Consider the following 26,987-nt stretch of genomic DNA (forward strand, 5'->3'; position numbering starts at 1 on the left):
CCTGCGTTTTTCAACAAGCAAGGATTATTCCGGTTTTTCACGATTAAACCAGCGACTTTCGTCGCATTTCATCACTTGAATTTGATTGGGGCATAAGCGTTAGAATGGGATCCAATTGAACCGACATGGAAGTTGAAATCCATATGCCTGTCATCACGGACGCAAGCCCTGCTGTGCAGGCATCTGTTGCGCTTGAGCGCGCTGATCTGTTTCCGATCCGTGAGGTGGCGCGCCTGACGGGTGTCAACCCGGTAACCTTGCGTGCCTGGGAGCGGCGTTACGGTCTGATTCAGCCTACGCGCACCGAAAGTGGGCATCGGCTCTATTCGATGACCGATATCGAACGCGTACGCAGCATTGTCGACTGGATCGATCGCGGTGTCGCCGTGAGCAAGGTCGGCAAGATTCTCGCCAGGACTGAACCCATGAAAGTGCTGGCGCACATCATCCCTGATGATCTGGTGCAGGCCGATTACCGGCAATGGCAGGAGCAGATTCAGCAGGCGGTCAGTGCATTCGATGATCAGCAGATGGATCGGGTGTACGGCCAGATTTTCTCTTCTTACGCACAACCTGTGGTGTTTCAGGACATTCTGATGCCTTTGTGGCTGCAACTGTTGCAGCGCCAGGAGGCTTTCGGGCAAACCAGCGAGTGGCTGTTCTTTGATGGATTTCTGCGGGCGCGGGTGTTGCAACGGATCGTCATGCTGCGTGGCACGCAGCCGCGTCGGGTGGTCGTCAGTGCGCTGGCCGGACAATGTCGGGAGCTGGAATTGCTGGTGGCGGCGCTGTTTCTCAGCGACAGCAATGCCGGTGTCAGGGTGTTGACCACGGGGCAGCCGTTCGATGAATTGACGCTGGTTTGCGAGAAAATCAAACCCCAAGCGCTGGTGCTGTTTTCCAATCACGCGCCCGGCGCCGATTTGCCTCGGCGTTTGAACCGACTGGCGTTGAGCCTCGATTGTCAGTTGATGCTGGCGGGCGATGCGTCAGATCTGGCGCAGGACAGTCTGGCCGGATCCTCTGTTGCATGCCTTGGAAATGAAGGTGGCAACATGCGTCAACGCATGCTGCAGTTTCTTGCCGGAAATCTGGATACCTGAAACTCAGGTGTGCAGGGCAGGGTGGGTCAAGCGATGTTGTTGCAGGATGAATTGGCGCAGACGCTCGGTTTCGTCGGTGTCGGTCTGGCTCAGTTCGTAGGCGTAGAAACCGCTTTCGGTTTCCCGTTCGAAATTGCCGCGCAATGAAATCCGCTCGTAACCCGAAGGGCTGAACCACAGCGCGAAATGCTTGGGTGGCTTGGTCTTGTTGCGCACTTCCAGCAGCACACCTTTGTGCGACACCTCGTGCACCCACAACATGCCCGGCTGACCTTTGGCGTTTTCCAGGGCTACCGGCTCCTCAAGCGCCAGTCGCCATGGCCGTACCATCGGGCCGTCTTCATAAATACTTGGCACGCCGAGGCGCAAGTGCAGCGCGTGAAACTCGTCTTCCACCAAGTGCAGCGGGAAGGTCATTTGCTGGTTTTCGAAGTTGGCCTGAATGGTCACTTGCTCGTGCGCGGCCAGGCGCGTGAGCAAATCGCGGATCTGCGAACCGCCGTTAACCAGCAGACTCGACGTTGCATCCCGCACGTTCAGTTGCGGGTTGTGCTGCATGGTCTGGATGAAATCCAGCTCATCCTGAGTAAGGAGGGCGTCGCGCTGCATGGCTAACTCGAAAGATATAGTTACAAAGTCATTGGTGATTGTAGTTAATGACAATTAGTTCGCTGATTTGTTTGCGCCGTTCGTCGCTTTCAATAATGCCAGCTCGGCTTCCAGGGCAGTTACCTGCGCTTCGAGCTGCACAACACGTTGCTGAGCCTTGACCTGAACAGTGACATCCTTCTGCACGCCGACGAAATAAGTTTGCCCGTCATCGGCGTTTTTCACCGTTGAAAGCGACAGTTCATTCCAGAACGGCGTGCCGTCCTTGCGATAGTTGCGCAGGATTTCGCGGCACGATCCGCCTTTTTTCAGTGCATCGCGAATCAGGTTCAGATTTCCCTGATCGCGATCACCGGCCTGCAGAAAACGGCAGTCCTGATAGAGGATTTCTTCGCTGGTGTAACCGGTCAGGCGCTCAAAAGCCGGGTTCACATAAATCAGGATATTGTCCTGCTCACCTTCCTTCTCGGCGACCACGATCCCGTCGTTCGACGCGTTGATCACCATTTGCAGCAAGCTTGCGTTGATCATCTTTGAATCCTTTCAGAGTTGTCAGTGGCTCGCATTCTAGAAGAACCGCAGGCGCTGTCTACTGGCCATTATCGCCAGTTGAGATCCAATCGCAGCTTTGCGCTGGAGGCTGTTACTATCGCCGCTCTTTTTTTCAGTTTCAGGATCAGATTGATGAAAGTCGCCATCCTCTCCGGTTCGGTCTACGGCACCGCCGAAGAAGTCGCCCGTCACGCCCAGAACCTGTTGCAAGCCGCTGGCTTTGAAACCTTCTACAACTCGCGCGCCAGCCTCGCCGACATCCAGGCGTTCGGCCCCGAAGCGTTGCTTGCGGTGACCTCGACCACCGGCATGGGCGAATTGCCCGACAACCTGCAACCGCTGTATTCGGCGATTCGCGACCAGTTGCCAGCGGCATTGCTCGGTCTGCCTGGCGCAGTGATTGCCTTGGGCGATGCCAGCTATGGCGACACCTTCTGCGGTGGCGGTGAGCAAATGCGTGAATTGTTCGGCGAACTGGGCGTGCGCGAAGTGCAGGACATGCTGCGCATCGATGCCAGTGAAAGTGTCACCCCGGAAACCGACGCCGAGCCTTGGCTGGCACAGTTGATCGACGCGCTCAAGGGCTGATCGCCCGCTCGCGCAGCAAGCTCAGCCACGCCTGCGCCGCTTTCGACAGATACGCGCCCCGACGCCAGATGAACGCGATATCCCAACGCAGATAATCTGGCGCGCGCAAGGTCAGGCGCACTACGCCTGGCCGCACCAGACCGCGCGCGACCACGCTGGGCAACAGCACCACGCCTTGTCCGGCGGCCACCAGCGCCGCAAGAAAGTCTGCCTGACCGCTGCGTCCGCCTTCCTTCGGCGTGAAGCCCAATTGCTGGCATGCCTGCAGCAAGCGGTCGTTGAGCACGAAACTGCGCTGATAGAGCAGAAAAGGCGTTTCGGCCAATTCCTCCAGAGCAATCTCGCCGCGATCGGCCAGCGGATGATCCACTGGCAGCAGGGCGTCAAGTTGCTCATCGCAAAATGGCTGACAGTCGAATTGTGGATCCTTGGGCAACAGACTGCCGCCCAATTCCAGTTCACCGCTCAACACCGCCTGCTCGATATTGCGACTGCCGCCCTCCAGCAATTGCACGCTGATATTCGGATAGCGCCGCCGGTATTCGGCAAAGAGTCCGGCGAACAGCGCGTCACTGCCCAGCAGCGGCAGGCCGAGGCGCAGTTCACCACGCGCCAGATGACTGAGGTCGTCCAGTTCCGCGAGCAATTCATTGCGCAGGCGCAGCATGCCCTCGGCCCGTTGCAGCACCACACTGCCAGCGGCGGTCAGGCGCAACTGCGAACCGAGTCGTTCGAGCAACGGCGTGCCGAGGCTCTGCTCCAGTTGCGCGATTTGTTTGCTCACCGCTGACTGGCTGATGTGCAGGGTTTTTGCGGCTTGGGTGAAACCGCCCTGATGCATGACTTCGACAAAACTGCGCAGCTGTTTGAATTCCATGGCCTGATTCCATTATGGAATGGGTTTGAGTCTAACAATTCGCTTCGGGGATGGCAGGTCACTTCGTAAAATAGGCTTCTGTAAGGAGCCAACCTCATGAACGCCGCCCGCTTCAAACATCTTTCCCGTCTCTTCGTCGAACTCGCCGTGTTACTCGGTCTCTACCTGCTCGGCTGCCAACTCGCTGTATGGCTAGCCTGGCCGATTCCCGGCGGCGTGATCGGCATGGCGCTGTTGCTGCTGGCATTCGCCTTTGGCTGGGTCAACCCGGCGGCACTGCAATTGGGCGCGGGTTTGCTGATGGCCGAGATGCTGCTGTTTTTCATTCCGGCGCTGATGAGCTTGCTCGATTACGGCGCGTTGCTGCGCAATGACGGCTGGCGGATTTTGCTGGTGATCGCCGCCAGCACCTTGATGGTGATGCTGGTCACTGCGTTCACCGTGGAACTGGCCGTACGCGCGAGGCGCTCCCATGAAGCTTGAATGGATGCCGATGTTCTGGCTCGCCTTCACCTTGCTGGCGTACGTGTTCAGCCGCTGGATTTATCGGCGTACCGGTCGCTACGTATTGTCGCCGCTGATTCTGGTGCCGGCCTTGCTGCTGGCGCTCGCCGTGCCGCTTCACACGGCGTATGCCGAGTATTCGAGCAACACCCACTGGCTGATGCTGGTGCTGGGCCCGGTGACCGTCGCGTTCGCCGTGCCGATCTGGCAGCAACGCCGATTGTTGATGCGGCACTGGTCGGCACTGATGCTGGGCATGGTTGCCGGCAGTGCGGCGTCGATTGGTACGTCATTCGGATTGGCCAGGGCGTTGGCGCTGGACAGTTCGGTGACGATGTCGCTGGTGCCACGTTCGATCACCACACCGTTCGCTATGCCGTTGGCACAAAATCTCGGTGGCGTGCCGGAATTGACGGCGGTGTTCGTAATGTTCACCGGCGTGTTCGGTGCGATGCTCGGCGGCGTGCTCTTGAAGTGGTTGCCGTTGCGCAGTGCCTTGGCGCGCGGTGCGCTGTTCGGGGTTGGCGCGCACGGTGCAGGCGTCAGTCGCGCCCATGAAGTGGGGGGCGAAGAAGGCTCGGTCGCCGGGCTGGTGATGGTGTTGACCGGTCTGCTCAACCTGTTTGCCGCGCCTTTGTTGGCGTCGTTGCTTTGACATGGATCCAAGCTGTTTGCATTGCTGACTCGATCAGTCATCAAGCTGGCTGCCAATGCAACTACGCGATCCTCTGCGCCTGACTAGACTGCTCACACGTGCAGAACAATAAGAACGCAGAGGTGCATACAGTGAGCGTAGCCCCCGTCCAATCGTCCCTTAATGTCAAAGACCAGGTCAGCGCCGCCGAGTGGCAGACCCGTGTCGATCTCGCCGCCTGTTATCGTCTGGTCGCCGCCCATGGCTGGGACGATCTGATCTTCACCCACATTTCCGCCAAGGTGCCGGGCACCGAAGATTTCCTGATCAACCCGTTCGGGCTGATGTTTCACGAGATCACGGCGTCGAGCCTGGTGAAGGTCGATCAGGCCGGCAACAAACTCATGGACAGTCCCTACGATATCAACCCCGCCGGCTACACCATCCATAGCGCCGTGCATGAAGTGCGACACGACGTGGTTTGTGTTCTGCATACGCACACCGCGTCGGGTGTTGCGGTGTCGGCGCAGAAGCAGGGCGTGTTGCCGATCAGCCAACAGTCGCTGTTCGTGCTTTCAAGCTTGGCTTATCACGCCTATGAAGGCGTGGCGCTGAACCACGAAGAAAAGGCGCGTTTGCAGGCCGATCTGGGCGAAAACAATTTCCTGATGCTGCACAACCACGGTCTGCTGACCTGTGGCGGCACCATCGCCGACACTTTTCTGATGATGTTCACCTTTCAGCGCGCCTGCGACATTCAGGTCATGGCGCAAACCGGCGGGGCTGAACTCATCGCCATCGAACCGCAAATTCTCGCGGGCGCCAAAGCGATGATCGCCGGCGTCACCAAAAGCGCTCAAGGCATGGGTGGCGCGCTGGCCTGGCCGGCGCTGCTGCGCAAACTCGATAAACAAGACCCCGGATATAAACTCTAATGCCTCTTGCCGAGATTCCTCTGTGTGTCTGGCGCAAACGCAGCCAGACGTTTGTCTTTCGTGGTCAGCCGATTCGCTACTGGACGGCGGGTCAGGGTGAGCCGCTGCTGCTGATTCACGGCTTCCCGACCGCCAGTTGGGACTGGCATTACCTGTGGCAGCCGCTGGCCCAGCGTTATCGGGTGATCGCCTGCGACATGCTTGGCTTTGGCGATTCGGCCAAACCGCTCAATCACACCTACAGCCTGCTGGAGCAGGCTGACCTGCAGCAAGCCTTGCTCGCGCATTTGCAGGTCGAGCAGCCGGTGCATGTGCTTGCGCATGATTACGGTGACAGCGTTGCGCAGGAACTGCTCGCCCGGCACTACGAAGACCAGATCGAAGTGGCCAGTTGTGTGTTTCTCAACGGCGGATTGTTCCCGGAAACCCACCGTCCGGTGCTGATGCAGAAACTGCTGCTCAGTCCGCTGGGCTGGATGATTGGCCGCGCGTTCACCCGCGATGCTTTGGTGAAAAGCTTCCGGCAGATCTTCGGCCCGCAGACCCGGCCGACTGAAAGTGAGCTGGACGATTTCTGGAGCCTGGTCGACAGCAATCGCGGGCCACGGATCATGCACAAGTTGATCAGCTACATTCCCGAACGTCGCGTGCAGCGTGATCGCTGGGTGATGGCGATGCAGCGCGGTGAAATTCCGTTGCGGGTGATCGATGGCGAGGTCGATCCGATTTCCGGGGCGCACATGGTCGAGCGTTACCGCGAATTGATTCCCGATGCAGACACGGTGTTGTTGCCGGGCATCGGTCACTACCCCCAGACCGAAGCGCCGGTGCAGGTGCTCAAGCACTATCTGGCGTTTCGCGAGCGTTTTGTGCTGCCACCGCGCAAAGTAGCGTGTTCCTGAAGATCAAAAGATCGCAGCCTTCGGCAGCTCCTGCATTGGATTTGTATATGAGCTGCCGAAGGCTGCGATCTTTTGATCTTTTGATCTGTTGACGCCCTCATCATCCCCCAACCTTATCGCGCACCATTCAGCCTCAGCCGTATTCGTTGTGACCCAAAGCCCTGTGCCTGACACTCGGACTCAATACTGGCCTGCTGGAGTTGCTGCGATGAATGAGTCTGTGCGTTTCGAAGAAAAAGTCGTCATCGTCACCGGAGCCGGTGGTGGCCTCGGACGGGCTCATGCGTTGTTGTTCGCCAAACAGGGCGCCAAAGTACTGGTCAACGACCTCGGCGGCTCGACCCAGGGCGAGGGCGCCAATGCTTCCGCTGCCGACCGCGTCGTCGCAGAAATTCGCGCGGCTGGCGGTATCGCCGAAGCCAACCATGACTCGGTCACCGACGGCGACAAACTCGTACAAAACGCCCTCGACGTCTTCGGTCGCGTCGACGTGGTGGTCAACAACGCCGGGATCCTGCGTGACAAGACCTTCCATAAAATGGACGACGCCGACTGGGATCTGGTCTACCGCGTCCACGTCGAAGGCGCTTACAAAGTCACCCGCGCCGCGTGGCCGCACCTGCGCGAGCAAAACTACGGCCGGGTGATCTTCACTGCCTCGACCTCGGGCATTTACGGCAACTTCGGCCAGTCCAACTACGGCATGGCCAAACTTGGCCTCTACGGCCTGACCCGCACCCTGGCCATCGAGGGCCGCAAGAACAACATTCTCGTCAATGCCATCGCGCCAACTGGCGGCACGCGCATGACCGAGGGGCTGATTCCGCCGCAAGTGTTCGAGCAACTGAAACCTGAACTGGTCAGCCCGTTGGTGGTGTATCTGGCGAGCGAACAATGCGAGGAAACCTCCGGACTGTTCGAGGTCGGTGGCGGCTGGATGGGCAAGGTGCGTTGGGAACGCAGCCTCGGTGCCGGCTTCGACCCTCGCGAAGGGTTCTCGCCGGAAGATGTCGCGGCGCACTGGCAGCAGATTTGTGATTTCGAAGGGGCGGCGCATCCGAAGGACAATATCGAAGCGCTGAAGGAAATGATGGCGAATTTGCAGAAGTATTCGCTTTAAGGGACGTTTGAGCCTCGCTGCGTTCTCGATGCGGCGAGGCTCGCTCCATTATTCCTTGTACCGTTTATCAATCATGAACTCCGGGATTCTCCAGTTTGGACCCGGAATGGCGGCAGCCGCATTGCCCTCAGCCAATACACCCTCATGAAATAATTCCTCATGCGTTCTCCACAATTCACCGCGCGCGATGACTTCAAATCGATAACGCCCGAACAGTGTGTCGATTGAGGGAAATGCCAAACCAATAGCCAAAACTGATAACAAGTCTCTGAGACTTTCTTGTCTGACAGCTTGTTCGAGTTTTGCAATCGAACTCTTGGATCCGCTGACGCATTCAAATGCTTCCAGTTCCTGTTTTTTCGCTGCGTCGATGGCCTCGTCGGTATAGCGTAATGACTCATCGTCGCTCAGTTTGAAGTCTTCAAGTGTCGCCGTATGGAGGTTATTCCAAAGGGACGGATTACTTTTGGGAATGTAGTCGTCGGCGAATCCCATCGCTCTGAATCGCTCCATGATTCGAAGTGAATAGGCATAGAACCGTCGATCGGTATCGGTCATCTCGAGCTTGCGCTCCAGTATGGCGTCAAGACGCTTGATCATGATGAGGTTGGCTGCAGACCCTTTTCCTTCAATTTTTGTTTTGGCGGCCTCAACAGAACTTTGCTCCAACATTCGTTTTACTCACTGCGAATTTTCGGTTTTGCGGAGCAATAAACCTATATCAGCTTTCGAACGGAAAAATCTGCATCGATCGTCAGTAATGACCTGCTGGGTTGTATGAATAATGTGCAAGGCGGTTTGAGAGCTTGGTATTAAAAGATCAGAAGGAGATTTCCTACAGCAATGGGGGATCTTCCCGCTGATGCAGGTGAAGTGGGTAAAGCGGCGCCCATAAAAAAGGCCGCTGCAAACGCAGCGGCCAAGGTAAGACGTTGGATCAAGGAGCTACAAATCAACGTCAGTGAACACTGGGGCGATAAACCGAAGTCTTCGATTCATCTGAAATCTGTCAGCAATGGCCTGAGTTGCTCAAAGGCCAATGCTTCGTGCTTTACGGCGTGTCCCGTGAAAGCGCGTTCAGAATAAGGTCTTGAGCGCGCAGGAAAAATACCGAATCCGGACATGCACTGTTGCGGGGCATGCAACAGTCCCGTGATCCGACGTGCACCATGCGCTGCACTGATGATCCTCCATCCAGCCGATCCATGAACGGCGCAAAGCCCCGCCGCGCAAGGCCATTCATCCTTTCGAGCGACAACACGAATACCTCCTTGGTGCGCTTATCGACGCGGTTGCCCGGCAGTAGGGTGGGGCCTTCTGTCACTCACCGGGGAAGACGCATGACAAAAACAACAATGCGCGCCATCTTCACACCGCAGGCGCTGGCAGCCGCGGTGGCTTTGGGTTGCTGCGCTCAGGCGCAAGCGGTTGCGTTCAACATTGGCGAAATCGAAGGCACCTTCGACTCGTCGCTGTCGATCGGCGCGAGCTGGGGCATGCGCGATGCCGACAAATCGCTGGTCGGCACAGTCAATGGTGGTACCGGGCAATCCTCGACCGGTGATGACGGGCGTTTGAATTTCAAGAAGGGCGAGACCTTCTCGAAAATCTTCAAAGGTATTCACGACCTCGAACTCAAGTACGGCGACACCGGTGTCTTCGTGCGCGGCAAGTACTGGTATGACTTCGAGCTGAAGGACGAAGATCGCGAGTTCAAGCCGATCAGCGACAGCGGCCGCAAGGAAGGCGCGAAATCTTCCGGCGCGCAGATCCTTGATGCATTCGTCTATCACAACTATTCCATCGCCGATCTGCCGGGCACCGTGCGCGCGGGCAAGCAGGTCGTGAGCTGGGGCGAAAGTACCTTCATCGGTAACTCGATCAACAGTATCAATCCGATCGACGTTTCGGCGTTTCGTCGCCCCGGAGCGGAGATCAAGGAAGGCCTGATTCCGGTCAACATGCTGTTTGGCTCGCAAGGCCTGACCGATCAACTGACCGTCGAAGGCTTCTACCAACTGGAGTGGGACCAGACCGTTCTCGACAACTGCGGCACTTTCTTCGGTGTCGATGTGGCGGCGGACGGTTGCAACAACGGCTACACCGTTGGCAACCCGGCAATCGCACCGTTTGTCCCGCTGACCCAGGCTTTTGGCCAAGGCATTCAGGTGACTCGCGAAGGCGTGGTGATCCCCCGTGGCGGCGACCGCGATGCGCGGGATTCCGGGCAGTGGGGCACGGCGTTGCGCTGGCTCGGTGACGACACCGAATATGGCCTGTATTTCATGAACTACCACAGCCGCACGCCAACGGTTGGCACTACCACGGCTGGCCTGTCGACGCTGGCGGCATTGCCGGGCATGGTCGGCATCGCCAATGGTCTGGCACCCGGCAGCGGTTCCGGCCTGGCGCAGAGTGTGATGCTCGGACGCGGTGGTTACTACCTCGAATACCCGGAAGACATCCGTCTGTACGGCGCGAGTTTCTCCACCACGCTACCCACCGGCACCGCATGGACCGGTGAGATCAGCTATCGGCCCAACGCTCCGGTTCAGGTCAACACCAACGACCTGACGCTGGCGCTGCTCAACCCCATTGCCGGTGGCACGGCCTCGCCGCTGGCTACCAGTCCTGGCGCGGACAACAAGGGCTATCGCCGTAAAGAAGTCACGCAAATCCAGAGCACCCTCACACACTTCTTCGATCAGGTATTGGGCGCTGAGCGTCTGACCGTGGTTGGCGAAGCCGCCGTCGTGCACGTCGGTGGCCTGGAGTCGCGTAGCGAGCTGCGCTATGGCCGCGACTCGGTGTACGGCCAGTACGGTTTCGGCGGCGACACCGACGGCTTCGTCACCTCGACTTCGTGGGGCTACCGCGCCCGGGCGATCCTCGATTACGCCAACGTGATCGGCGGGGTCAACTTCAAACCCAACCTGTCGTGGTCGCATGACGTCGCCGGTTACGGCCCCAACGGCCTGTTCAACGAAGGCGCGAAAGCAATCAGCGTCGGCGTCGATGCCGACTACCGCAACACCTACACCGCGAGCCTCAGTTACACCGACTTTTTCGGTGGTGACTACAACGTCCTCGAAGACCGTGACTTCGTGGCCCTGAGCTTCGGCGTGAACTTCTGATCTGCCCGAGAAGGATGACTGCAATGCGCAAAATGATTCTGCAATGTGGCGTGCTGGCCCTGAGTCTGCTGGCGGCCAACGTGATGGCGGCGGTGTCGCCGGAAGAGGCCAACAAACTCGGCACCAGCCTGACCCCGCTGGGTGCCGAGAAAGCCGGTAACGCCGATGGCTCTATCCCGGCATGGACCGGCGGCATCCCGAAAAATGCTGCTGCGGTGGACAGCAAAGGCTTTCTCGCTGACCCGTTCGCCAATGAAAAACCGCTGTTCATCATCACCGCGGCCAACGTCGACAAGTACAAGGACAAGCTCTCCGACGGCCAGGTGGCGATGTTCAAGCGCTACCCGGAAACCTACAGGATCCCGGTCTACCCGACCCACCGTACGGTGGCCGTGCCGGCGGAAATCTACGAATCGGCCAAGCGCAGCGCGCTCAACGTGACCACCATCAACGACGGTAACGGCCTGGCCAATTTCACCGGCAATCGCTACTACGCGTTCCCGATTCCGAAGAACGGCGTCGAGGTGTTGTGGAACCACATCACCCGTTACCACGGCGGCAACGTCAGACGCATCATTACTCAGGTGACCCCGCAGACCAACGGCAGCTACACGCCGATCCGCTTCGAAGAAGAGATCGCCGTGCCGCAACTGATCAAGGATATCGACCCGGAAAAAGCCGCCAACGTGCTGACCTTTTTCAAGCAGTCGGTGACTGCTCCAGCGCGTCTGGCCGGTAACGTATTGCTGGTACACGAGACCCTCGATCAGGTGAAAGAACCGCGCCTGGCGTGGATCTACAACGCCGGTCAGCGCCGTGTGCGTCGTGCGCCGCAAGTAGCCTATGACGGTCCGGGCACCGCCGCCGATGGCCTGCGCACTTCGGACAACTTCGACATGTTCTCCGGCGCACCGGATCGCTACGACTGGAAACTGGTCGGCAAGAAGGAAATGTACATCCCGTACAACAGCTACAAACTCGATTCGCCGAAGCTCAAGTACGACGACATCGTCAAGGCCGGGCACATCAATCAGGACCTGACGCGCTATGAGTTACACCGGGTCTGGGAAGTGATCGGCACCGTCAAACCGAATGAGCGGCATATCTACGCCAAACGCCACATGTATATCGACGAGGACAGTTGGCAGGTCGCACTGGCCGACCACTACGACGGTCGCGGTCAACTCTGGCGCGTAGCTGAAGGCCACTCTGAATATCACTATGAGCATCAGGCACAGGCCTACACACTCGAAGCGCTCTACGACATCATTGCCGGCCGCTACATTGCCTTGGGTATGAAGAACGAAGAGAAGCACAGTTACGAATTCGGCTTTGAAGCCAAGGCTGCCGACTACACGCCAGCGGCCTTGCGTGCAGAGGGTGTGCGGTAACGGTTCTGATACATCAGTGGACAAAAGGCGACCGCTCGGTCGCCTTTTTTATGGCTGCCAATCAGCGCGCTGAATACTCGTCAACAAGTGTGTGGGAGAGGGCTAGGGTGACTGCACAACGATAAAAAGGCTCACCCGATGACTGCCATGACGCCCTGCCTGGATCGCCCCGGATTCTTGCCCAGACTTTCTTCCCACCATCAGCCTCGCAGTCGCTTGAGCGCACCTTTGCTGGCATCGAACGCGCGGGTCAGGCTGTTATGCGCGCCCGCTGGCAGTGGCAAAACCGCACTGCTGACCGAGTGTCTTCTGCAGGTGCGTGCAGACTGCGAGGCCATTTGGCTGCCGCTGGCGGGAGCGGCGCTCAGTCGTGAGGAATTCTGCCTGCAACTGACTCGGGCGCTCGGGCTGGTAGAGGACCTTGACGTTACGCAACTGATGGCGGAGCTGGCACGTTGGTCGAGGCCGACTTCGCTGTTCATCGACGATTACAGTCGTCTGCCGGATCCGGCTCTGGATGCTTTGCTTGATCGTTTACTGGCGGTCAGCAGCCCGGCGCTCACCTGGTGGATCAGCACTCGCCGCCGGCCGCAGTGCAACTGGCCGCGCCTGTTGCTCGATGACGAACTGCATGAATCCGAGTGCGCCAGCCTGGCACTGACTCACGATGAGGTCGTATCGGTATTGCGCCATTTGCCGCCAGAACAGGCGGACCGTGTTGCCACCCGTATCATCCAGCGTACCGGCGGTTGGTGCGCGGGGGCGCGCATGGCGATCCTGCAAAAATGTGACTGGTCGCAAAACCTGCAGCCGCAGCAGCGTGTCGACACGTTGCTTGATTACCTGCAGCACGAACTCTTCAGCAGCCTGACGCCGGAGCAGAATGAGGCATGGCGTGTTCTGGCCCATCTGCCACGCTTCAACGCGCCGTTATGCGAGCATTTGTTCGGCCCCGGTGAAGGCGCGCAGTTGCTGCATGATCTGCAAGTGCTGGGCTGCTTTATCGAGCCATGGCAGCACTCCGCCGATTGGCTCCAGGTCTGCCGCCCGCTGTCGCGAATCATGCAGGAGTCGCATTGGTCGTGCGCGCGTTCCTGGCACCGACGCGCCTGTCAGTGGTTCACCGCGACGCAGGATTGGCGGGCAGCATTCGAGCAAGCGCTGTTGGCCGAGGAGTACGAAACCGCCGTAAGCCTGTTGCAGCATTTGAGCTTCGAGGACTTGTTGGAAGACCAGACCGTTGTCCTGTTGTTGCGCTTGCATGAGCAACGAAGCCAAGAGCTGACTCTGATGACGCCGCAGTTGATCGGGCTGGTCACCGGGGCGTTATTGTTCGCCGGAAGATTCGAGCAGGCCGGGCAATGCATGGCCCATCTCGTCCGCTTCATGCCGCAGCCGACAGCGCACCTGGAGCAGCAATTGCTGGCACGTTGGCAGGCGCAACAAGGTTGGCTCTGTCACCTGCAAGGGCAGATGGACCTGGCGCGCGCCTGCTTTCAGGAGGCGTTGTCAGTACTGGCAGATGATGCTTGGCAGGCGCGTTTGCTGTGCCTGTCGGGACTGACCCAGCAGGCGCTACTGTGTGGTGAACTTGATCAGGCCCATGCTCTGAACCGCGAGGCGCTGTGCCTGGCGCGCGCTCACGGCTCCTTGCTGTTCGAAGGGTTGCTCGAGCTTGACCATGCGCAATGGCTCGAGCAGCGAGGGGCGCCTTTGCGTGCCGACAGTCTGCTCGTGGACATCGAGCATTTGCTGCGCCAGCGCACCGTGTTGCCCGTGCCGCTGCTGGGCCGGATTGCCCTGCGACGCGGACGGCTGGCGCTGTGCATGGGCCTTGAAGAGCAAGCTGCGGATCTGTTCAGTCGAGGCCTTGAAGATTGCTCGCGCAGTGAAGACAAACGGGTCTTGTATGGCTACCTGGGACTGGCGCAACTGGCCGGCAACCGAGGTGATTATGCCTGCGCTTTCGAACGCCTGCGCGAGGCGGAGAGGGTCATGCAGCAGCGGCAGATTCCCGATACGGTCTATCGCGGTGTCGTGCTGCAGGTCAGCAGCCAGTTCTGGTTGCAGCAGGGCCGACCGCAGCTGGTGCAAGAAGCGTTGGGCCGGCTGTTACGGCACTACCGCGGCCCCTCCGGGCTGCAGGCACCGCCGGCGACGTTTGAGCTGATTATCCGCGTTGAATACCTGCTGGTCTGCGCGCACGCGCAATTGAACCCAGATGAAAACGGTCTTCCAACCCTTGAGAAATTGTTGAAACAGGCCCAGGCCAGAGGCATGTTGACGGCGGAAACGGAGTTGCTGCTGGTCTTCGCCCAGTTGGCCGAATCGAACGGTGACACGGTGGCGGCACAGCAAGCTTTCCAGCGCGCCGGAATGCTGGTGGAACGCTGCCGTTTGCAGCAAGCCATGCGCGAGTGGGAATTACGCCAGGGCAGCGTTGGCGCGGTAACGTGCAAGCAGGTTTCTGGCCGGCCATCCCTCAGCGGTGATCATGCGCAGGGTCTCAGCAGGCGTGAACGCGAAGTGTTGATGTTGATCGCTCAAGGCGCTTCGAACCTGCAAGTTGCTGAACAACTTTTTATTTCATTGCATACAGTAAAAACCCATGCGAGACGAATCAACGGGAAGTTGGGTGTAGAGCGCAGAACCCAGGCAGTGGCGAAAGCAAAGTTGATGGGGATACTGGTTTAGTTGGCAAGATTTGCTAGTGCAAAGGACTCCGGTTGTTCGTTGGCATTGTTTTGTAAATTGTTCGTCGTTCATGTTGAGTGAAAAAGAAACTACCTTGCAACTATCTACGGGGCTGTATTCGCAGTGCTGGATAGCAAGTAAGGAAATGTTGTGGTCAAGTTATATAAAAGTTTGATGCGCGGTTCTTTGGGTGAACAAATTGCCTGGCCTGAAGAGTGGGAAAAGGCAAGCCAGGCAAAAGCAGGTCTTTTCAAGATTATCGACAGCATGCCGAGTGTGCTCGGTATCCTGCGCAACATGCTTGAAAGTGAATTGAAACGTTTGGGTAAAACGGTTGATATCGATAAGGTCTACATCAATACAGACCCTGCTTTACCCGCTGATGAACGTCGGCCTTCGGGGACTCTTTGGGACGTCACTGTTTATTGCCTGAATAATAACGTCAGTCCTGCTTACATACTGGGCGGTGATGGCGTTTTCTTTCTGCCAGATACATTCAGTGAGCAGTTCAAAGTCAAAGTCCTCAATACCCTGATTGTCGAAGATCTGATCGCTGCTGTAGCTGGCGGACTGGCAAAAACGTTGCGAACCGAGATCGCAAAGTTCTGGGCGGCGCCAGCCAAACCGATGCGAGCGGACAATGCACCGTTGTCCAACAAGCAGGCTTTCATAGAAGCCTACGCCGTGGTCACAAGTGCAGAGCTGTCCCTGTCGGTCATGGCCAACAATTTCGATGCCGGTCTCGCTGAGCGATTCGCCCATCTGCTTGACGCAGACAGCGGTCGTGCGGCGTTTGAAGTGAAGTTGCAACCGGTGCCGGACTACCTTTTGTCGCTCCAGCCCTGTTTCGTTCTGGACAACAGCGAGCGTGCGGACGTTGAAATGCGGCTGGTCAATGAGTCGACTTCCTACCTCATGCACACGCCGGAAAACGGCTTCGAGTTTTTTGAAAAAAATACCGACTTGCACAGCAAACTCCAGCAGAGACTGTCTTTGCGCAGCGAGCAGATCAGATACCTGAAAGCCACGCAAAGTCCTCACGCCTTCTGCGTAGAGACTCACCTCAAGGGCCAGCTGGAAAGCGTGTCATCGTTGATTGATGGCCGGGATCAGCTGGACGATTCGCTGATTTCGGCACTGCAGGAAAACCAGGGCTTGCATGTTTTGCGTTACGGCATCAACACCCGCTTCTATATGCTCTGGGCAGCATTGAAACGCACCGATTGGCCGCTTTGGCTGCATGCCGCTGGTAGCGATCTTCAACAACGCTATAACGAACTTGAAGAATCCAAAGAACAATACCAGGCTGCTTATTCAGGTGTGTTCGATGCATGTTTTGCGTTCAGGGACTATGTCGTGCGTACGTTTGCTGCATGGGCGGACAGGGTACTCGGGGAACAGCTGGATCCAGAAGCGATAAATGTTCATAGCTCGTACAGTCTGCAAATTGCCGGACGTACTATCGAGCAGGAAGATACCCGGACGCTGACGGAATTTATCGTCTTCGGTCTGCATGACAGTGGATATAAGGCGACCCTGACTGTCAGCGGCGCTCCCGACGGAAGCCGGCTGACGGCAGCAGCGCTTGAGCAGTGGTTGGAAAATCGTAATCTGCGACTGGAATTTACCGGCAGTCTTGCATCCTCGCCCTCTGCTGATTACCAAGAGGCTTATCGCAACTATCTCATCAGCCAGTTGGAGTTTGCAGCCTTTGTTGCTCGCCACTCTGGAAAGCTGGATTCCACCGATGCGAACATCATCGCCCGCGCTACGGCCAGTGACCCAGCGGTGACTATTCAGGGACTGCGAATCAGATCACAAGTACCAGCGTTGAAAGATGTCCTGATTATTTCGGCCAGAGGATATGTGCCATCACTGATGTTGATGAAAACGCCTGACGGTGAATTCGAACTACAAAAATTTTCCGATATTTACGCGGCGAACCGCTGGCTGGAATCGGCATTGTCCGCAAACCGTGAATACGCTGCATTAACGATCCATCCGGACTACCTGCACGAAGCGGGTGAGTTGCTCGGCCACGACCGCACGCAGCTGAACTACCGCTATACACTGGATAGCCGACCGGTCGATCTTGGCCTGAATGCCAAAGCACCGTTGGCGGACTACGTAAATATCGCGTACCGAGCCGAAGTTGCCCTGCACAAGGCCATTGCCCCGGTAGGTTATCGAGCGCTTGGTTTCGAAGGCCGCAAGCGTTACTCGCGTCTGACAACCGAACTCAAGGCGCTGTCTACGGTTGATGCACGAGACAATGGTTTCCCGACCTTCGAGCAGTTCACTTATGACTCGGTGAAAGCTCAGATAGAAGAGATTCTGCGTGCACGCGGCAGCAACGTTTCGGTCAATCCCGACCAGATCATTGTTCAGACTGAAGAGTTTCGTAAGAGCGTAACCGACATTTTGCTCGAAGGACTGGCTTTTGAGGCGGTGCGTCCGGCCTACGAAACGAAATTCAGCCCGAAATACTATTTGGTGAATGGCCATCCCGTCGTTGAAAAACTGGATATCCGCGACCTGTCCTCGCTGTCGAAAACTTTCCGCCCCGGTGACAGATATACCGCGATGCTGAAAGAGCAGTTTCAGAACAGGGCTCATCCTGATTACGCCTTCAAACGCGCCGTACACGCTCGAAAAATCCGCTGCGAAATGTACTGCAATGCGTTTGCCGACTTTACCAATGGGCAATTGTCGACGGAGTCTTTCTCTGCTATCCAACGGGTTATCGATAATCTGAAAGAAAGCGGCGACTATCAGGCCGTTCGAGATGGCGTTTTTGAAGGAGACGTCGGGCTGTACAAATTCAATATAGGCACGTTGGGCCTGCTCGCTGCCGGCGACCACACCGTTGGCGGTGTCTATGTTTTCCGACTGAAGTTGTCTTCAGGGTTCGTGGATTTACTCTATACGCCAGACGCGCCGGATCAAGTCACATTCCGGCCCATCGCCGAATTCATCCCTTCGATTCGTTTCCGAAAGGGTCCGTTCAGGAACTACTACAGCGAGCGGATACTGCTGGTTGACCAGAAAGTCATCAATGACTACTTCGATAGGCTGGTCGCAACGGTTGATACCAGACCGGTCATTCGCACGCAGCAGCGTTCATTGCTGCCTGATCTGTTCACTTTTCATGACGAGCGAGTGCGCCGTGTATTGAGTGATATCGATGAACGCACCATCAGCCTCAATGAAATAATCGCCGGTCTCGTTTACGACAACCTGTTGAAGGCCGCGAACATCGTGAGCCTGCTGGTGCCACCTGTGGGCACTGTCGTGGTCGCTGTGCAGATGATGAAAAGCATCTACGACGCTTCGCAGTCGCATCGACGGGGTGATTATTCTGCCGCGCTGGGGCATGTAAAGGACGCATTGTTCGGATTGCTGACATTGGGCAAGGCTGCGGCGGCAGGCGCACCTGCTAAAGAAGTTACCCGTGCGCAACGCTCGTTTCTCGATTTGTTTGGAGACGCTCGAACGGTCGCGGAACTCGTTACGTATTACACCGGCCACCAGGACCCGCAGGATGAGCTGCTCGGTTTCTTCAAGTCACTGATGGAAGATGCTGGTTCCGCATTGAGCAAGACAACGGTTCGTTGAGCCGTTTCGAGCACTCATAGTCCGGACTTATCGTTCATAACCCATCCGCCAACTCACGGCCCGCGTCGCCGCCAGCAACCGCTGCGCCGCCGGGCCGTTTTCGTCGGCGTGGAACAGTGAGGTCGGGCCGACAATGGTCAACACGGCGGCGACGTGGCCGACGGCGTTGAACACCGGTGCGGACAATGCATCCACACCCGGCATCAGCAAACCATGCACATGATGCAGACCGCGTTCGCGGATCTGTTCACACAGCGTCGCGTAGGCTTTTTCGTCCTTCAAAGGATGATCGACAGCGGCGATTTCCAGTTCGCGCAAATCGTCGGTTTCCCGATGCGGCAGGTAGGCGCTGAAGACCAGTCCGGTCGATGAGCTGAGCAGCGGCAGCACTGAACCCAATTGCGTCACCACCGTCACCGCGCGCACTGCCGGTTCGATGTGCACCACGGTTGCGCCCTGATTGCCCCACACCGCCAAAAAGCAGGTTTCGTTGAGTTCGTCGCGCAGTTCGGCCAGCGGCAGGGCGGCGACTTTCAGCACGTCCATACTGTTGAGTGCCGCCAGGCCGACACGCAGCGCTTCGCGGCCGAGACCGTAGTGGTTGGTGGCGGCGTTCTGCTCGGCAAAACCCGAGGCGATCAGCGCCTGCAGATAGCGGTGAACCTTGCTCGCCGGCATCTGCACATGTTCGGCCAGGCGCGACAACGAAGTCGATGGCGACAGCTCGGCCAAGGCCTTGAGGATGTCGGTGCCGACTTCGGCGGAGCGGACTTTCTGTTTGCCGTTGCTGTCGCTGGTTTTTTCCATGGTGCGGCCGGGTTCCGAAACGAATGGGCGTCTTTATAGCTTGACGCTGGATAGCGAGCAAATTACGTTATGCGTAATCGAATTACGATAATAACAACCCCGGCGTGCCGAAACCTCTGAGCCAGAGCGATGGGCCACTGCCGACTCCCTGTTCAGGAGGCTCCATGAACCTCGATTCAACCGCTCAGGCGCTGGCGTATCAGTCCGGTTTCGGCAACGAATTCAGCTCTGAAGCGTTGCCCGGCGCGCTGCCCGTCGGCCAGAACTCCCCGCAAAAAGCACCCTATGGCCTCTACACCGAATTGTTTTCCGGCACCGCGTTCACCATGACCCGCAGTGAAGCGCGGCGCACCTGGATGTACCGCATTCAGCCGTCCGCCAATCACCCGGCCTTCGTCAAACTGGAGCGACAACTGGCCGGTGGCCCGTTGGGTGAAGTGACACCCAATCGCCTGCGCTGGAATCCGCTGGAGATTCCGCCCGAGCCGACCGATTTCATCGACGGACTGGTGAGCATGGCCGCCAATGCCGGCGCGGAAAAACCGGCCGGCATCAGCATCTACAACTACGCCGCCAACCGTTCGATGGAGCGCGTGTTCTTCAACGCCGACGGTGAATTGCTGCTGGTGCCGCAACTCGGGCGTCTGCGCATCGCCACCGAACTGGGTGTGCTGGAAGTCGCACCGCTGGAAATCGTCGTACTGCCACGCGGGCTGAAATTTCGCGTTGAACTGCTCGACTCGCAAGCGCGCGGCTATGTCGCCGAGAACCACGGTGCGCCGCTGCGTCTGCCGGACCTGGGGCCGATCGGCAGTAACGGTCTGGCCAATCCGCGCGATTTCCTGAGCCCGGTCGCCGCTTACGAAAACCTCCAGCAACCGACTACGCTGCTGCAGAAATTCCTCGGTCAGTTGTGGGCCAGCGAACTCAATCACTCGCCGCTGAACGTGGTCGCCTGGCACGGCAATAACGTGCCGTACAAATACGACCTGCGCCGTTTCAACACCATTGGCACGGTCAGTTTCGATCACCCGGACCCATCGATCTTCACTGTGTTGACTTCGCCAACCAGCGTGCACGGTCTGGCCAACCTCGACTTCGTGATCTTCCCGCCACGCTGGATGGTTGCCGAAAACACCTTCCGGCCACCCTGGTTCCACCGCAACCTGATGAACGAATTCATGGGTTTGATCCAGGGCGAATATGACGCCAAGGCCGAAGGCTTCGTGCCCGGCGGTGCTTCGCTGCACAGTTGCATGAGCGCTCATGGCCCGGATGGCGAGACTTGCACCAAAGCGATCAACGCCGAGCTCAAACCGGCAAAAATCGACAACACCATGGCCTTCATGTTCGAGACCAGCCAAGTACTGCGCCCAAGCCGCTTCGCCCTCGACTGCCCGCAACTGCAATCCACTTACGACGCTTGCTGGGCCACGCTGCCCGCCACGTTCGACCCGACCCGGAGATAACCCATGACACAGAATTCCATCACCCGCAGTTGGGTCGCTTCGGCCAACGGCCACACCGATTTCCCGTTGCAGAACCTGCCGTTGGGCGTATTCAGCTTCAACGGTTCGGCGCCGCGTGCAGGCGTGGCGATCGGCGATCAGATTTTTGATCTGCAAGTGGCGCTGGAAGCCGGGCTGTTCGACGGCGTAGCGCGCAGTGCGGTCGAAGCCATGCACGGCGGCCAGTTGAACGCATTCTTCGAACTCGGTCGCGACGCTCGTGTGGCTTTGCGAGAGCGTCTGCTGGAACTGTTCAGTGAAGGCAGCACGCATCGCGGCAACATCGAAGCCCAAGGCGCGAAACTGCTGCCACTGGCCGCCGATTGCCATTTGCATCTGCCGGCGCGCATCAGTGACTACACCGATTTCTACGTGGGCATCGAGCACGCGCAGAACGTCGGCAAACTCTTCCGTCCGGATAATCCGTTGCTGCCGAACTACAAGCACGTGCCGATCGGTTACCACGGTCGCGCCTCCACTGTGCGCGCCTCCGGCACCGATGTGCGTCGTCCGAAAGGTCAGACCTTGCCGGCCGGTCAGACCGAGCCGACTTTCGGCCCGTGCTCGCGCCTCGACTATGAGCTGGAACTGGGCATCTGGATCGGTCAGGGCAACGAGATGGGTGACTCGATCGCCATCGCTGATGCGGCCGATCACATCGCCGGTTTCTGCCTGCTCAACGACTGGTCGGCGCGTGATATTCAGGCGTGGGAATACCAGCCGCTGGGCCCGTTCCTGTCGAAGAGTTTTATCACCAGTGTTTCGCCATGGGTGGTGACGGCGGAAGCGCTGGCGCCATTCCGCGCCGCGCAACCGAAGCGTCCCGAAGGTGATCCGCAGCCGCTGCCGTATCTGTTCGACAAGCGTGATCAGGACAGTGGAGCCTTCGACATCGAACTGGAAGTGCTGTTGCTCACCGAAGCCATGCGCGAGCAGAACCTGCCGGCCCATCGCCTGACCTTGAGCAACACGCGCTACATGTACTGGACCGTCGCGCAAATGGTTGCGCACCACAGCGTCAACGGCTGTCAGTTGCAGGCCGGTGACCTGTTCGGTTCGGGCACCTTGTCCGGCCCGGAAAACGGTCAGTTCGGCAGCCTGCTGGAAATCACCGAGGGCGGCAAAAAGCCGATCGAGCTGGCGTCTGGCGAGGTGCGTAAATTCCTCGAGGACGGTGATGAAATCATCCTGCGCGCACGTTGTGCCCGTGATGGTTTTGCTTCGATCGGCTTCGGCGAATGCCGCGGCAAAGTGCTGGCGGCGCGCTGACAGGAGCGGCTTATGGATCTCTATACCTATTACCGCTCGACCTCGTCGTACCGGGTGCGAATCGCGCTGGCGCTGAAGGGGCTCGACTATCAGGCGTTGCCGGTCAATCTGATCGCGCCGCCGGGTGGCGAGCATCGGCAAGCGGCGTATCTGGCGATCAATCCACAGGGCCGGGTGCCAGCCTTGCGCACCGAGGACGGCGCGTTGTTGATCCAGTCGCCGGCAATCATCGAGTACCTGGAGGAACGTTATCCACAACGGCCACTGTTGCCGGAAGACCTTGTCGCCCGTGCCAATGTGCGGGGCGTGGCGGCGGTGATCGGCTGCGATGTGCATCCGCTGCACAATGTCAGTGTGCTCAATCGCCTGCGCCAGTCGGGGCAGGACGAGCCGCAGGTGGTCGAGTGGATCAGCCACTGGATAGGTCAGGGGCTGGCGACGGTGGAACAGTTGATTGGTGACGAAGGCTTCTGTTTCGGCGAGTGGCCGTGCGTGGCAGATGTGTACCTGATTCCGCAGTTGTATGCGGCGGAGCGGTTCCACGTCAGTCTTGAGGCTTATCCAAAAATCCGTCGTGTGGCTGCACTGGCGGCTGAGCATCCAGCGTTCATCAAGGCGCATCCCGCCAACCAGCCAGACACACCGTAATCCCCCCTGTGGGAGCGAGCCTGCTCGCGAAGGCTGAGTGTCAGCCACCGTTCATTTAGCTGACACACCGCATTCGCGAGCAGGCTCGCTCCCACAAGGTTCGGCGTTGAACTACCCCAAAATCATAAAAACAAAACAGGTACCTTGCGATGCACAACCAGATTGCCAGCTTCCGGGCGGCACTCGACGCCCGTCCTGTGTCCCGATATCAGTGGTTACTGTTGATCCTGCTCGCGCTGTTGCTGGTCACCGACGGCTACGACGCCCAAGTGCTCGGTTACGTGGTACCTGCTTTGGCGCAGGATTGGGGCCTGGAAAAATCGGCGTTCGGCCCGGTATTCAGTGCCAACCTGCTTGGCCTCACCCTTGGTTCACTGGCGGTTACGCCGCTGGCCGATCGCTTTGGCGTACGACGGATTCTGCTCGCTTGCGTACTGATCTACGCCACGCTGACCGTGCTGATGGTCTTCGCTGACTCGCTCAATACGCTGATGATCGCGCGCTTTATCTGTGGCATCGGCATGGGCGGGGCGATGCCCAGTGCGATGGCGTTGATGTCGGAATACTCACCACCGCGCTTGCGCACCTTGATGGTGACGCTGGCGGCCTGTGGCTTTTCATTCGGTGGGGCAGCCGGTGGTTTTGTCGCCGCAGGTTTCATCGATCAATTCGGTTGGCAAGCGGTGTTCCTCGCCGGTGGCGTCACGCCGTTGCTGCTGTTTCCGTTTCTGTGGTGGATGCTGCCGGAATCGCTGCCGCGTTTGCTGCGTGATGCGCCGCCGTATGCGCGACTGCGCAAAGTCACCGCGCGGATGTTGCCGGACTGGCAACCGCCCGTTGCCAGCCTCGAACAGAACGAACGCGAGCAGGGCAGCAAACTGACGGTGGTCGAGTTGTTCCGCAACGGCTACGCGCGCCCGACCTTGCTGATCTGGGCGACGTTTTTCGTCAGCCTGATTCTGCTGTATTTCATGATCAGCTGGCTGCCGACGCTGCTGCTGGAAAGTGGCCTGAAACTCAACGAAGCCAATCTGGTGACGTCGATGTTCCTCTTCGCCGGTACGTTGGGCGCGATTTGCATGGCCTGGTTCGCCGATCGTTTGAAGCGCAAGGTGCGTCTGTTGTCAGCGGTGCTGGCGGGCACGGCGCTGTGCACGATTGTGCTCGGACTCAATCATGACAATCCGCGGTATCTGGTGGCCTGCGTGTTTGCCGCCGGGTTCTGCATCATCGGCGGGCAACTGACGCTGAATGCGTTCGCCAGTAACTTCTACCCGGCGCATGTGCGTGCGACCGGCACTGGATGGGCATTGGGTGTGGGACGGTTCGGTTCGATTCTCGGGCCGCTGTTCGGCAGCCTGCTGCTGGCGATGCACATTCCGGTGGCGCAGATTTTCTTCTTCTGCGCGATCCCGGCGGTGATTGCCGCGTTGCTGATCATTCAGGTGCGTTCGCCCACCGACACTCGCCTATCCAATGTGGGAGCGAGCCTGCTCGCGAAGAACGATAACGCGGTTTAGCTGAAAGATCGCGCCGTCTGCTTCGCGAGCAAGCTCGCTCCCACAGTGATGTGTGCCGAGCCGATAATTTAGGTCCACACCAAACCTGTGGGAGCGAGCTTGCTCGCGAAGGCGGTGTTTCTGACAGTACATTCGTTGCCTGACACACCGCTATCGCGAGCGTTTTCAGTGGACGACTGAGTTGGGCGGGAGGTGGCTGAGGCGTTCTGTCAGGCGCAGGCGCTGAATCGGATCATCGCTGAGCAACAGCGCATGCTCCAGATCGAAGCGCTCGGCATTCGGACAGTCGAGCCGCTGATAAAGACTGGCTCGGGCCAGGTAATCAGCGGCGCCGGCGTCACCCAGCTCGAGGACGCGCTCGGCGTCGATCAGCGCAGCAATAAAGTCATCATGAGTCAGGTGCAACTGGCGCAGGTTGCGCGACAGGCGCTGGAGCATCTGCTGCGGTGTGGCGGTCAGCAGATGCTCGGCGTTGAGCTTCATGTTCGGTCCGTACTGGCGCTGCAACAGCTCGCGACAATCATTGGGATACAACCGCCGGCCGCCACACGGATCGAGCAAGTGATCGGCACCGGGCACCCGCAGCAGGAAGTGCCCGGGGAAGTTGACGCCGACCAGCGGAATTTCCAGGCTGCGCGCCAGTTCCAGAGCAATCAGCGCCAGTGTCAACGGCTGGCCGCGACGAGTCTGCAACACTTTGTGCAGCAACGCAGCCTGTGGGCGCAACGGCAGAAAGTCGTCCTGTGCAAAGCCCAGATCGGTCATGCGCCGTAACAAAGGTTGGGCCAGCTCACTGACCGGCAGCATGGGTAAACCGTAACTGACTCGCTGTTGCAGATCCTTGAATTCTTGCAACAGCGCTTCGGGATCGACCGCTTTTTCGTGCTCGGCCGCCATCCACAGCGCGGCTTCGAACAGCGCGGGCGGTGAACGGTGCAGACACTCGAAAAAACGTTGACGCGCACTCATCGAAATCTCCGGGGAATGCCTCGTTTTAGCCCGGTCCGTGCCATTCGTCCAGTACCCCGCCAAGCAGTTTTACGGTTATGCCGAAAAGCCGCTGTCTGCTCGGGCGCTTATTCCGGTGCGCTCCAGCAATTTTCAGGCGCAGGCCTATACTGGCGTTCTACAAGAAGTGATTCGGGAGCCCAACGATGTTTGCGCTCATGCAAAGCACTCGCCTGGAATCGCTGCACCTTAGCGTCGACCCGGTCTCCGGGTTGAAGGCGGTCATTGCCATCCATAACAGTCGCCTCGGGCCAGCCTTGGGCGGATGTCGTTACCTTGCCTATCCCAATGACGAGTCTGCCGTCGAGGATGCCATTCGCCTCGCTCAGGGCATGAGCTACAAAGCCGCGCTGGCGGGGCTGGGGCAGGGCGGCGGGGTGGCGGTGATCGTACGTCCGGTTCATGTGGAAAACCGTGGCGCACTGTTTGAAGCTTTTGGCCGCTGCATCAATCAGCTCGACGGCCGCTACATCACCGCCATCGACAGCGGTACTTCAGTGGCGGACATGGATTGCATCGCCCAACAGACCCAGCATGTCACCAGTACCACCTCGGCCGGCGATCCGGCACCGCATGCGGCCATGGGGGTGTTTGCCGGCATTCGCGCAACGGCGATGGCCCGGCTGGGCAGCGATAACCTCGAAGGCTTGCGCATCGCGATTCAGGGCCTGGGCAATGTCGGTTTCGCCTTGGCCGAGCAACTGCACGCTGCCGGGGCTGAGTTGCTGGTCAGCGATATCGACCACGGCAAGGTGCAACTGGCGATGGAACAGCTCAACGCACATCCGATTGCCAACGATGCATTGCTCAGCACGCCATGTGACATCCTCGCGCCGTGCGGTCTCGGCGGGGTTTTGAACAGCCATACCGTCACGCAATTACGCTGTTCGGCAGTGGCAGGCTCTGCCAACAATCAGCTGACACATCTGGATGTGGCCGATCAACTGGAGCGTCGCGGGATTCTTTATGCCCCCGATTACGTGATCAATGCCGGGGGCCTGATCTACGTTTCGCTCAAGCATCGCGGCGAAGAATTGACCACGATTACCGCGCATCTGTCGAAGATCAGTTCACGGCTGACCGAAGTTTTTGCCCATGCTCAGGCGGAAAAGCGCTCGCCGGCGCGGGTGGCGGATGAGTTGGCGGAGAAAGTTTTGTATCGCTGAGTTTCAAAGGCATGAAAAAGGCCCTGAGCCATTCGACTCAGGGCCTATTCAATTCGGGCATCGCTTACTTTGCAGCTTTCGCCGCTTTGGCAGGCTTGGCCGGTGCCTCAGCAGGTTCTGCAGCTTCAGCATTCTCGACCGTTTCGGCCGGTGCATTGAGCAGCTCCGACAGTGCATCCGGCTGGCTCTTGAACGCCCGGGCGAACACATCGCGATTCTTCGCCATGTAGATCCCGGCTTCTTCCACTTGCTGTTCAGTCAGGGACGGAACGGCTTTTTGCAGCACATCGGCCAGATATTCGGCCAGTTCGAGCATTTTGTCATGACGGTCAGCTTCGGCTTTATCCATGAACAAGCGCTCCAGATCTCGGCTGCTGCGGTATACCACTTCGACGGCCATTCA

Annotated in this window: 22 protein-coding genes and 1 pseudogene; 16 read left to right on the plus strand and 7 right to left on the minus strand. The window is 58.5% G+C overall.

The window, feature by feature from the left end; genetic code table 11:
- Nucleotides 1-143 precede the first annotated feature (143 nt).
- On the plus strand, nucleotides 144-1,103 hold the full coding sequence (locus tag L8H52_RS01115; RefSeq protein WP_242205229.1) for a MerR family transcriptional regulator: 960 nt from the start codon (nucleotides 144-146) through the stop codon (nucleotides 1,101-1,103).
- Between the two features lie 3 nt (nucleotides 1,104-1,106).
- Here the strand turns inward: L8H52_RS01115 and L8H52_RS01120 are convergent, their stop codons facing one another.
- Together L8H52_RS01120 and L8H52_RS01125 are read right to left on the minus strand one after the other, a co-directional pair.
- The gene (locus tag L8H52_RS01120) at nucleotides 1,107-1,712 is read right to left on the minus strand and encodes a hypothetical protein (RefSeq protein ID WP_242205227.1); all 606 of its coding nucleotides are present in this window, start codon (nucleotides 1,710-1,712) and stop codon (nucleotides 1,107-1,109) included.
- 54 nt (nucleotides 1,713-1,766) lie between these two features.
- Entirely contained in the window at nucleotides 1,767-2,243 is a 477-nt protein-coding gene (locus L8H52_RS01125) for a PAS domain-containing protein (RefSeq protein WP_242205225.1), read from the minus strand.
- A gap of 153 nt (nucleotides 2,244-2,396) precedes the next feature.
- Here L8H52_RS01125 and L8H52_RS01130 point away from each other — a divergent pair, with 153 nt between their 5' ends.
- Nucleotides 2,397-2,852, plus strand: coding sequence for a flavodoxin (locus L8H52_RS01130; RefSeq protein WP_242205223.1), 456 nt, complete (start codon nucleotides 2,397-2,399; stop codon nucleotides 2,850-2,852).
- Here L8H52_RS01130 and L8H52_RS01135 read toward each other — a convergent pair.
- Complete coding sequence (locus tag L8H52_RS01135; protein WP_242205222.1) at nucleotides 2,842-3,729, minus strand: LysR family transcriptional regulator; 888 nt, start codon at nucleotides 3,727-3,729, stop codon at nucleotides 2,842-2,844. The genes L8H52_RS01130 and L8H52_RS01135 overlap by 11 nt on opposite strands.
- A gap of 96 nt (nucleotides 3,730-3,825) precedes the next feature.
- Here L8H52_RS01135 and L8H52_RS01140 point away from each other — a divergent pair, with 96 nt between their 5' ends.
- The 5 genes from L8H52_RS01140 (at nucleotide 3,826) to L8H52_RS01160 (ending at nucleotide 7,824) form a co-directional block, all read left to right on the plus strand.
- Entirely contained in the window at nucleotides 3,826-4,212 is a 387-nt protein-coding gene (locus L8H52_RS01140) for a CidA/LrgA family protein (RefSeq protein ID WP_242205220.1), read from the plus strand.
- Nucleotides 4,202-4,888 carry an LrgB family protein gene (locus tag L8H52_RS01145; protein WP_242205217.1) on the plus strand — a complete coding sequence of 229 codons (687 nt, stop codon included), beginning with the start codon at nucleotides 4,202-4,204 and terminating at the stop codon, nucleotides 4,886-4,888. Before L8H52_RS01140 ends, L8H52_RS01145 begins: the two co-directional genes overlap by 11 nt.
- Before the next feature lie 131 nt (nucleotides 4,889-5,019).
- Nucleotides 5,020-5,802, plus strand: a complete 783-nt coding sequence (locus L8H52_RS01150; RefSeq protein ID WP_242205215.1) for a class II aldolase/adducin family protein — start codon at nucleotides 5,020-5,022, stop codon at nucleotides 5,800-5,802.
- Nucleotides 5,802-6,704, plus strand: coding sequence for an alpha/beta hydrolase (locus L8H52_RS01155; RefSeq protein WP_180698245.1), 903 nt, complete (start codon nucleotides 5,802-5,804; stop codon nucleotides 6,702-6,704). The genes L8H52_RS01150 and L8H52_RS01155 overlap by 1 nt, the downstream gene beginning before the upstream one ends.
- A gap of 208 nt (nucleotides 6,705-6,912) precedes the next feature.
- Nucleotides 6,913-7,824 (plus strand): SDR family oxidoreductase, encoded by a 912-nt coding sequence (locus tag L8H52_RS01160; protein ID WP_242205213.1) that lies wholly within the window; start codon nucleotides 6,913-6,915, stop codon nucleotides 7,822-7,824.
- Between the two features lie 48 nt (nucleotides 7,825-7,872).
- Here L8H52_RS01160 and L8H52_RS01165 read toward each other — a convergent pair whose 3' ends face one another.
- A complete protein-coding gene (locus tag L8H52_RS01165) occupies nucleotides 7,873-8,496 on the minus strand; it encodes a hypothetical protein (RefSeq protein WP_242205211.1) in 624 nt (207 codons plus the stop codon).
- 668 nt (nucleotides 8,497-9,164) lie between these two features.
- Between L8H52_RS01165 and L8H52_RS01170 the strand changes: the two genes are divergently transcribed.
- The 4 genes from L8H52_RS01170 to L8H52_RS01185 all read left to right on the plus strand — a co-directional run bounded on the left by L8H52_RS01170 (nucleotide 9,165) and on the right by L8H52_RS01185 (nucleotide 18,658).
- Nucleotides 9,165-10,958: a DUF1302 domain-containing protein gene (locus L8H52_RS01170; protein WP_242205209.1), complete on the plus strand. Its 1,794-nt coding sequence runs from the start codon at nucleotides 9,165-9,167 to the stop codon at nucleotides 10,956-10,958.
- A gap of 23 nt (nucleotides 10,959-10,981) precedes the next feature.
- A complete protein-coding gene (locus L8H52_RS01175) occupies nucleotides 10,982-12,349 on the plus strand; it encodes a DUF1329 domain-containing protein (protein WP_242205207.1) in 1,368 nt (455 codons plus the stop codon).
- 138 nt (nucleotides 12,350-12,487) lie between these two features.
- On the plus strand, nucleotides 12,488-15,043 hold the full coding sequence (locus L8H52_RS01180; protein ID WP_242205205.1) for a LuxR C-terminal-related transcriptional regulator: 2,556 nt from the start codon (nucleotides 12,488-12,490) through the stop codon (nucleotides 15,041-15,043).
- A gap of 150 nt (nucleotides 15,044-15,193) precedes the next feature.
- Nucleotides 15,194-18,658 (plus strand): DUF6543 domain-containing protein, encoded by a 3,465-nt coding sequence (locus L8H52_RS01185; RefSeq protein ID WP_242205202.1) that lies wholly within the window; start codon nucleotides 15,194-15,196, stop codon nucleotides 18,656-18,658.
- 27 nt (nucleotides 18,659-18,685) lie between these two features.
- Here the strand turns inward: L8H52_RS01185 and L8H52_RS01190 are convergent, their stop codons facing one another.
- Nucleotides 18,686-19,465, minus strand: a complete 780-nt coding sequence (locus L8H52_RS01190; protein WP_242205199.1) for an IclR family transcriptional regulator — start codon at nucleotides 19,463-19,465, stop codon at nucleotides 18,686-18,688.
- Between the two features lie 164 nt (nucleotides 19,466-19,629).
- Between L8H52_RS01190 and hmgA the strand changes: the two genes are divergently transcribed.
- The 4 genes from hmgA (at nucleotide 19,630) to L8H52_RS01210 (ending at nucleotide 24,410) form a co-directional block, all read left to right on the plus strand.
- The gene (gene hmgA, locus L8H52_RS01195) at nucleotides 19,630-20,934 is read left to right on the plus strand and encodes a homogentisate 1,2-dioxygenase (RefSeq protein WP_242205197.1); all 1,305 of its coding nucleotides are present in this window, start codon (nucleotides 19,630-19,632) and stop codon (nucleotides 20,932-20,934) included.
- Nucleotides 20,935-20,937: 3 nt separating this feature from the next.
- The gene (gene fahA / locus L8H52_RS01200; RefSeq protein ID WP_242205196.1) at nucleotides 20,938-22,242 is read left to right on the plus strand and encodes a fumarylacetoacetase; all 1,305 of its coding nucleotides are present in this window, start codon (nucleotides 20,938-20,940) and stop codon (nucleotides 22,240-22,242) included.
- 12 nt (nucleotides 22,243-22,254) lie between these two features.
- Nucleotides 22,255-22,890, plus strand: coding sequence for a maleylacetoacetate isomerase (maiA, locus tag L8H52_RS01205; protein WP_242205194.1), 636 nt, complete (start codon nucleotides 22,255-22,257; stop codon nucleotides 22,888-22,890).
- 149 nt (nucleotides 22,891-23,039) lie between these two features.
- Nucleotides 23,040-24,410: an aromatic acid/H+ symport family MFS transporter gene (locus L8H52_RS01210; RefSeq protein ID WP_242205193.1), complete on the plus strand. Its 1,371-nt coding sequence runs from the start codon at nucleotides 23,040-23,042 to the stop codon at nucleotides 24,408-24,410.
- Between the two features lie 165 nt (nucleotides 24,411-24,575).
- On the opposite strand, the gene L8H52_RS01215 is transcribed toward L8H52_RS01210, so the two are convergent.
- Nucleotides 24,576-25,379 carry a transglutaminase family protein gene (locus tag L8H52_RS01215; protein ID WP_242205191.1) on the minus strand — a complete coding sequence of 268 codons (804 nt, stop codon included), beginning with the start codon at nucleotides 25,377-25,379 and terminating at the stop codon, nucleotides 24,576-24,578.
- A gap of 185 nt (nucleotides 25,380-25,564) precedes the next feature.
- On the opposite strand from L8H52_RS01215, the gene L8H52_RS01220 reads away from it, so the two are divergent.
- Nucleotides 25,565-26,584 carry a Glu/Leu/Phe/Val dehydrogenase dimerization domain-containing protein gene (locus L8H52_RS01220; protein ID WP_242205188.1) on the plus strand — a complete coding sequence of 340 codons (1,020 nt, stop codon included), beginning with the start codon at nucleotides 25,565-25,567 and terminating at the stop codon, nucleotides 26,582-26,584.
- 160 nt (nucleotides 26,585-26,744) lie between these two features.
- Here the strand turns inward: L8H52_RS01220 and L8H52_RS01225 are convergent.
- Nucleotides 26,745-26,984, minus strand: a pseudogene (locus tag L8H52_RS01225) (YebG family protein); the annotation flags it as partial.
- Between the last annotated feature and the right edge of the window lie 3 nt (nucleotides 26,985-26,987).

The organism is Pseudomonas sp. CROZ-RG-20F-R04-15 (assembly GCF_022662375.1).
Lineage (GTDB): Bacteria > Pseudomonadota > Gammaproteobacteria > Pseudomonadales > Pseudomonadaceae > Aquipseudomonas.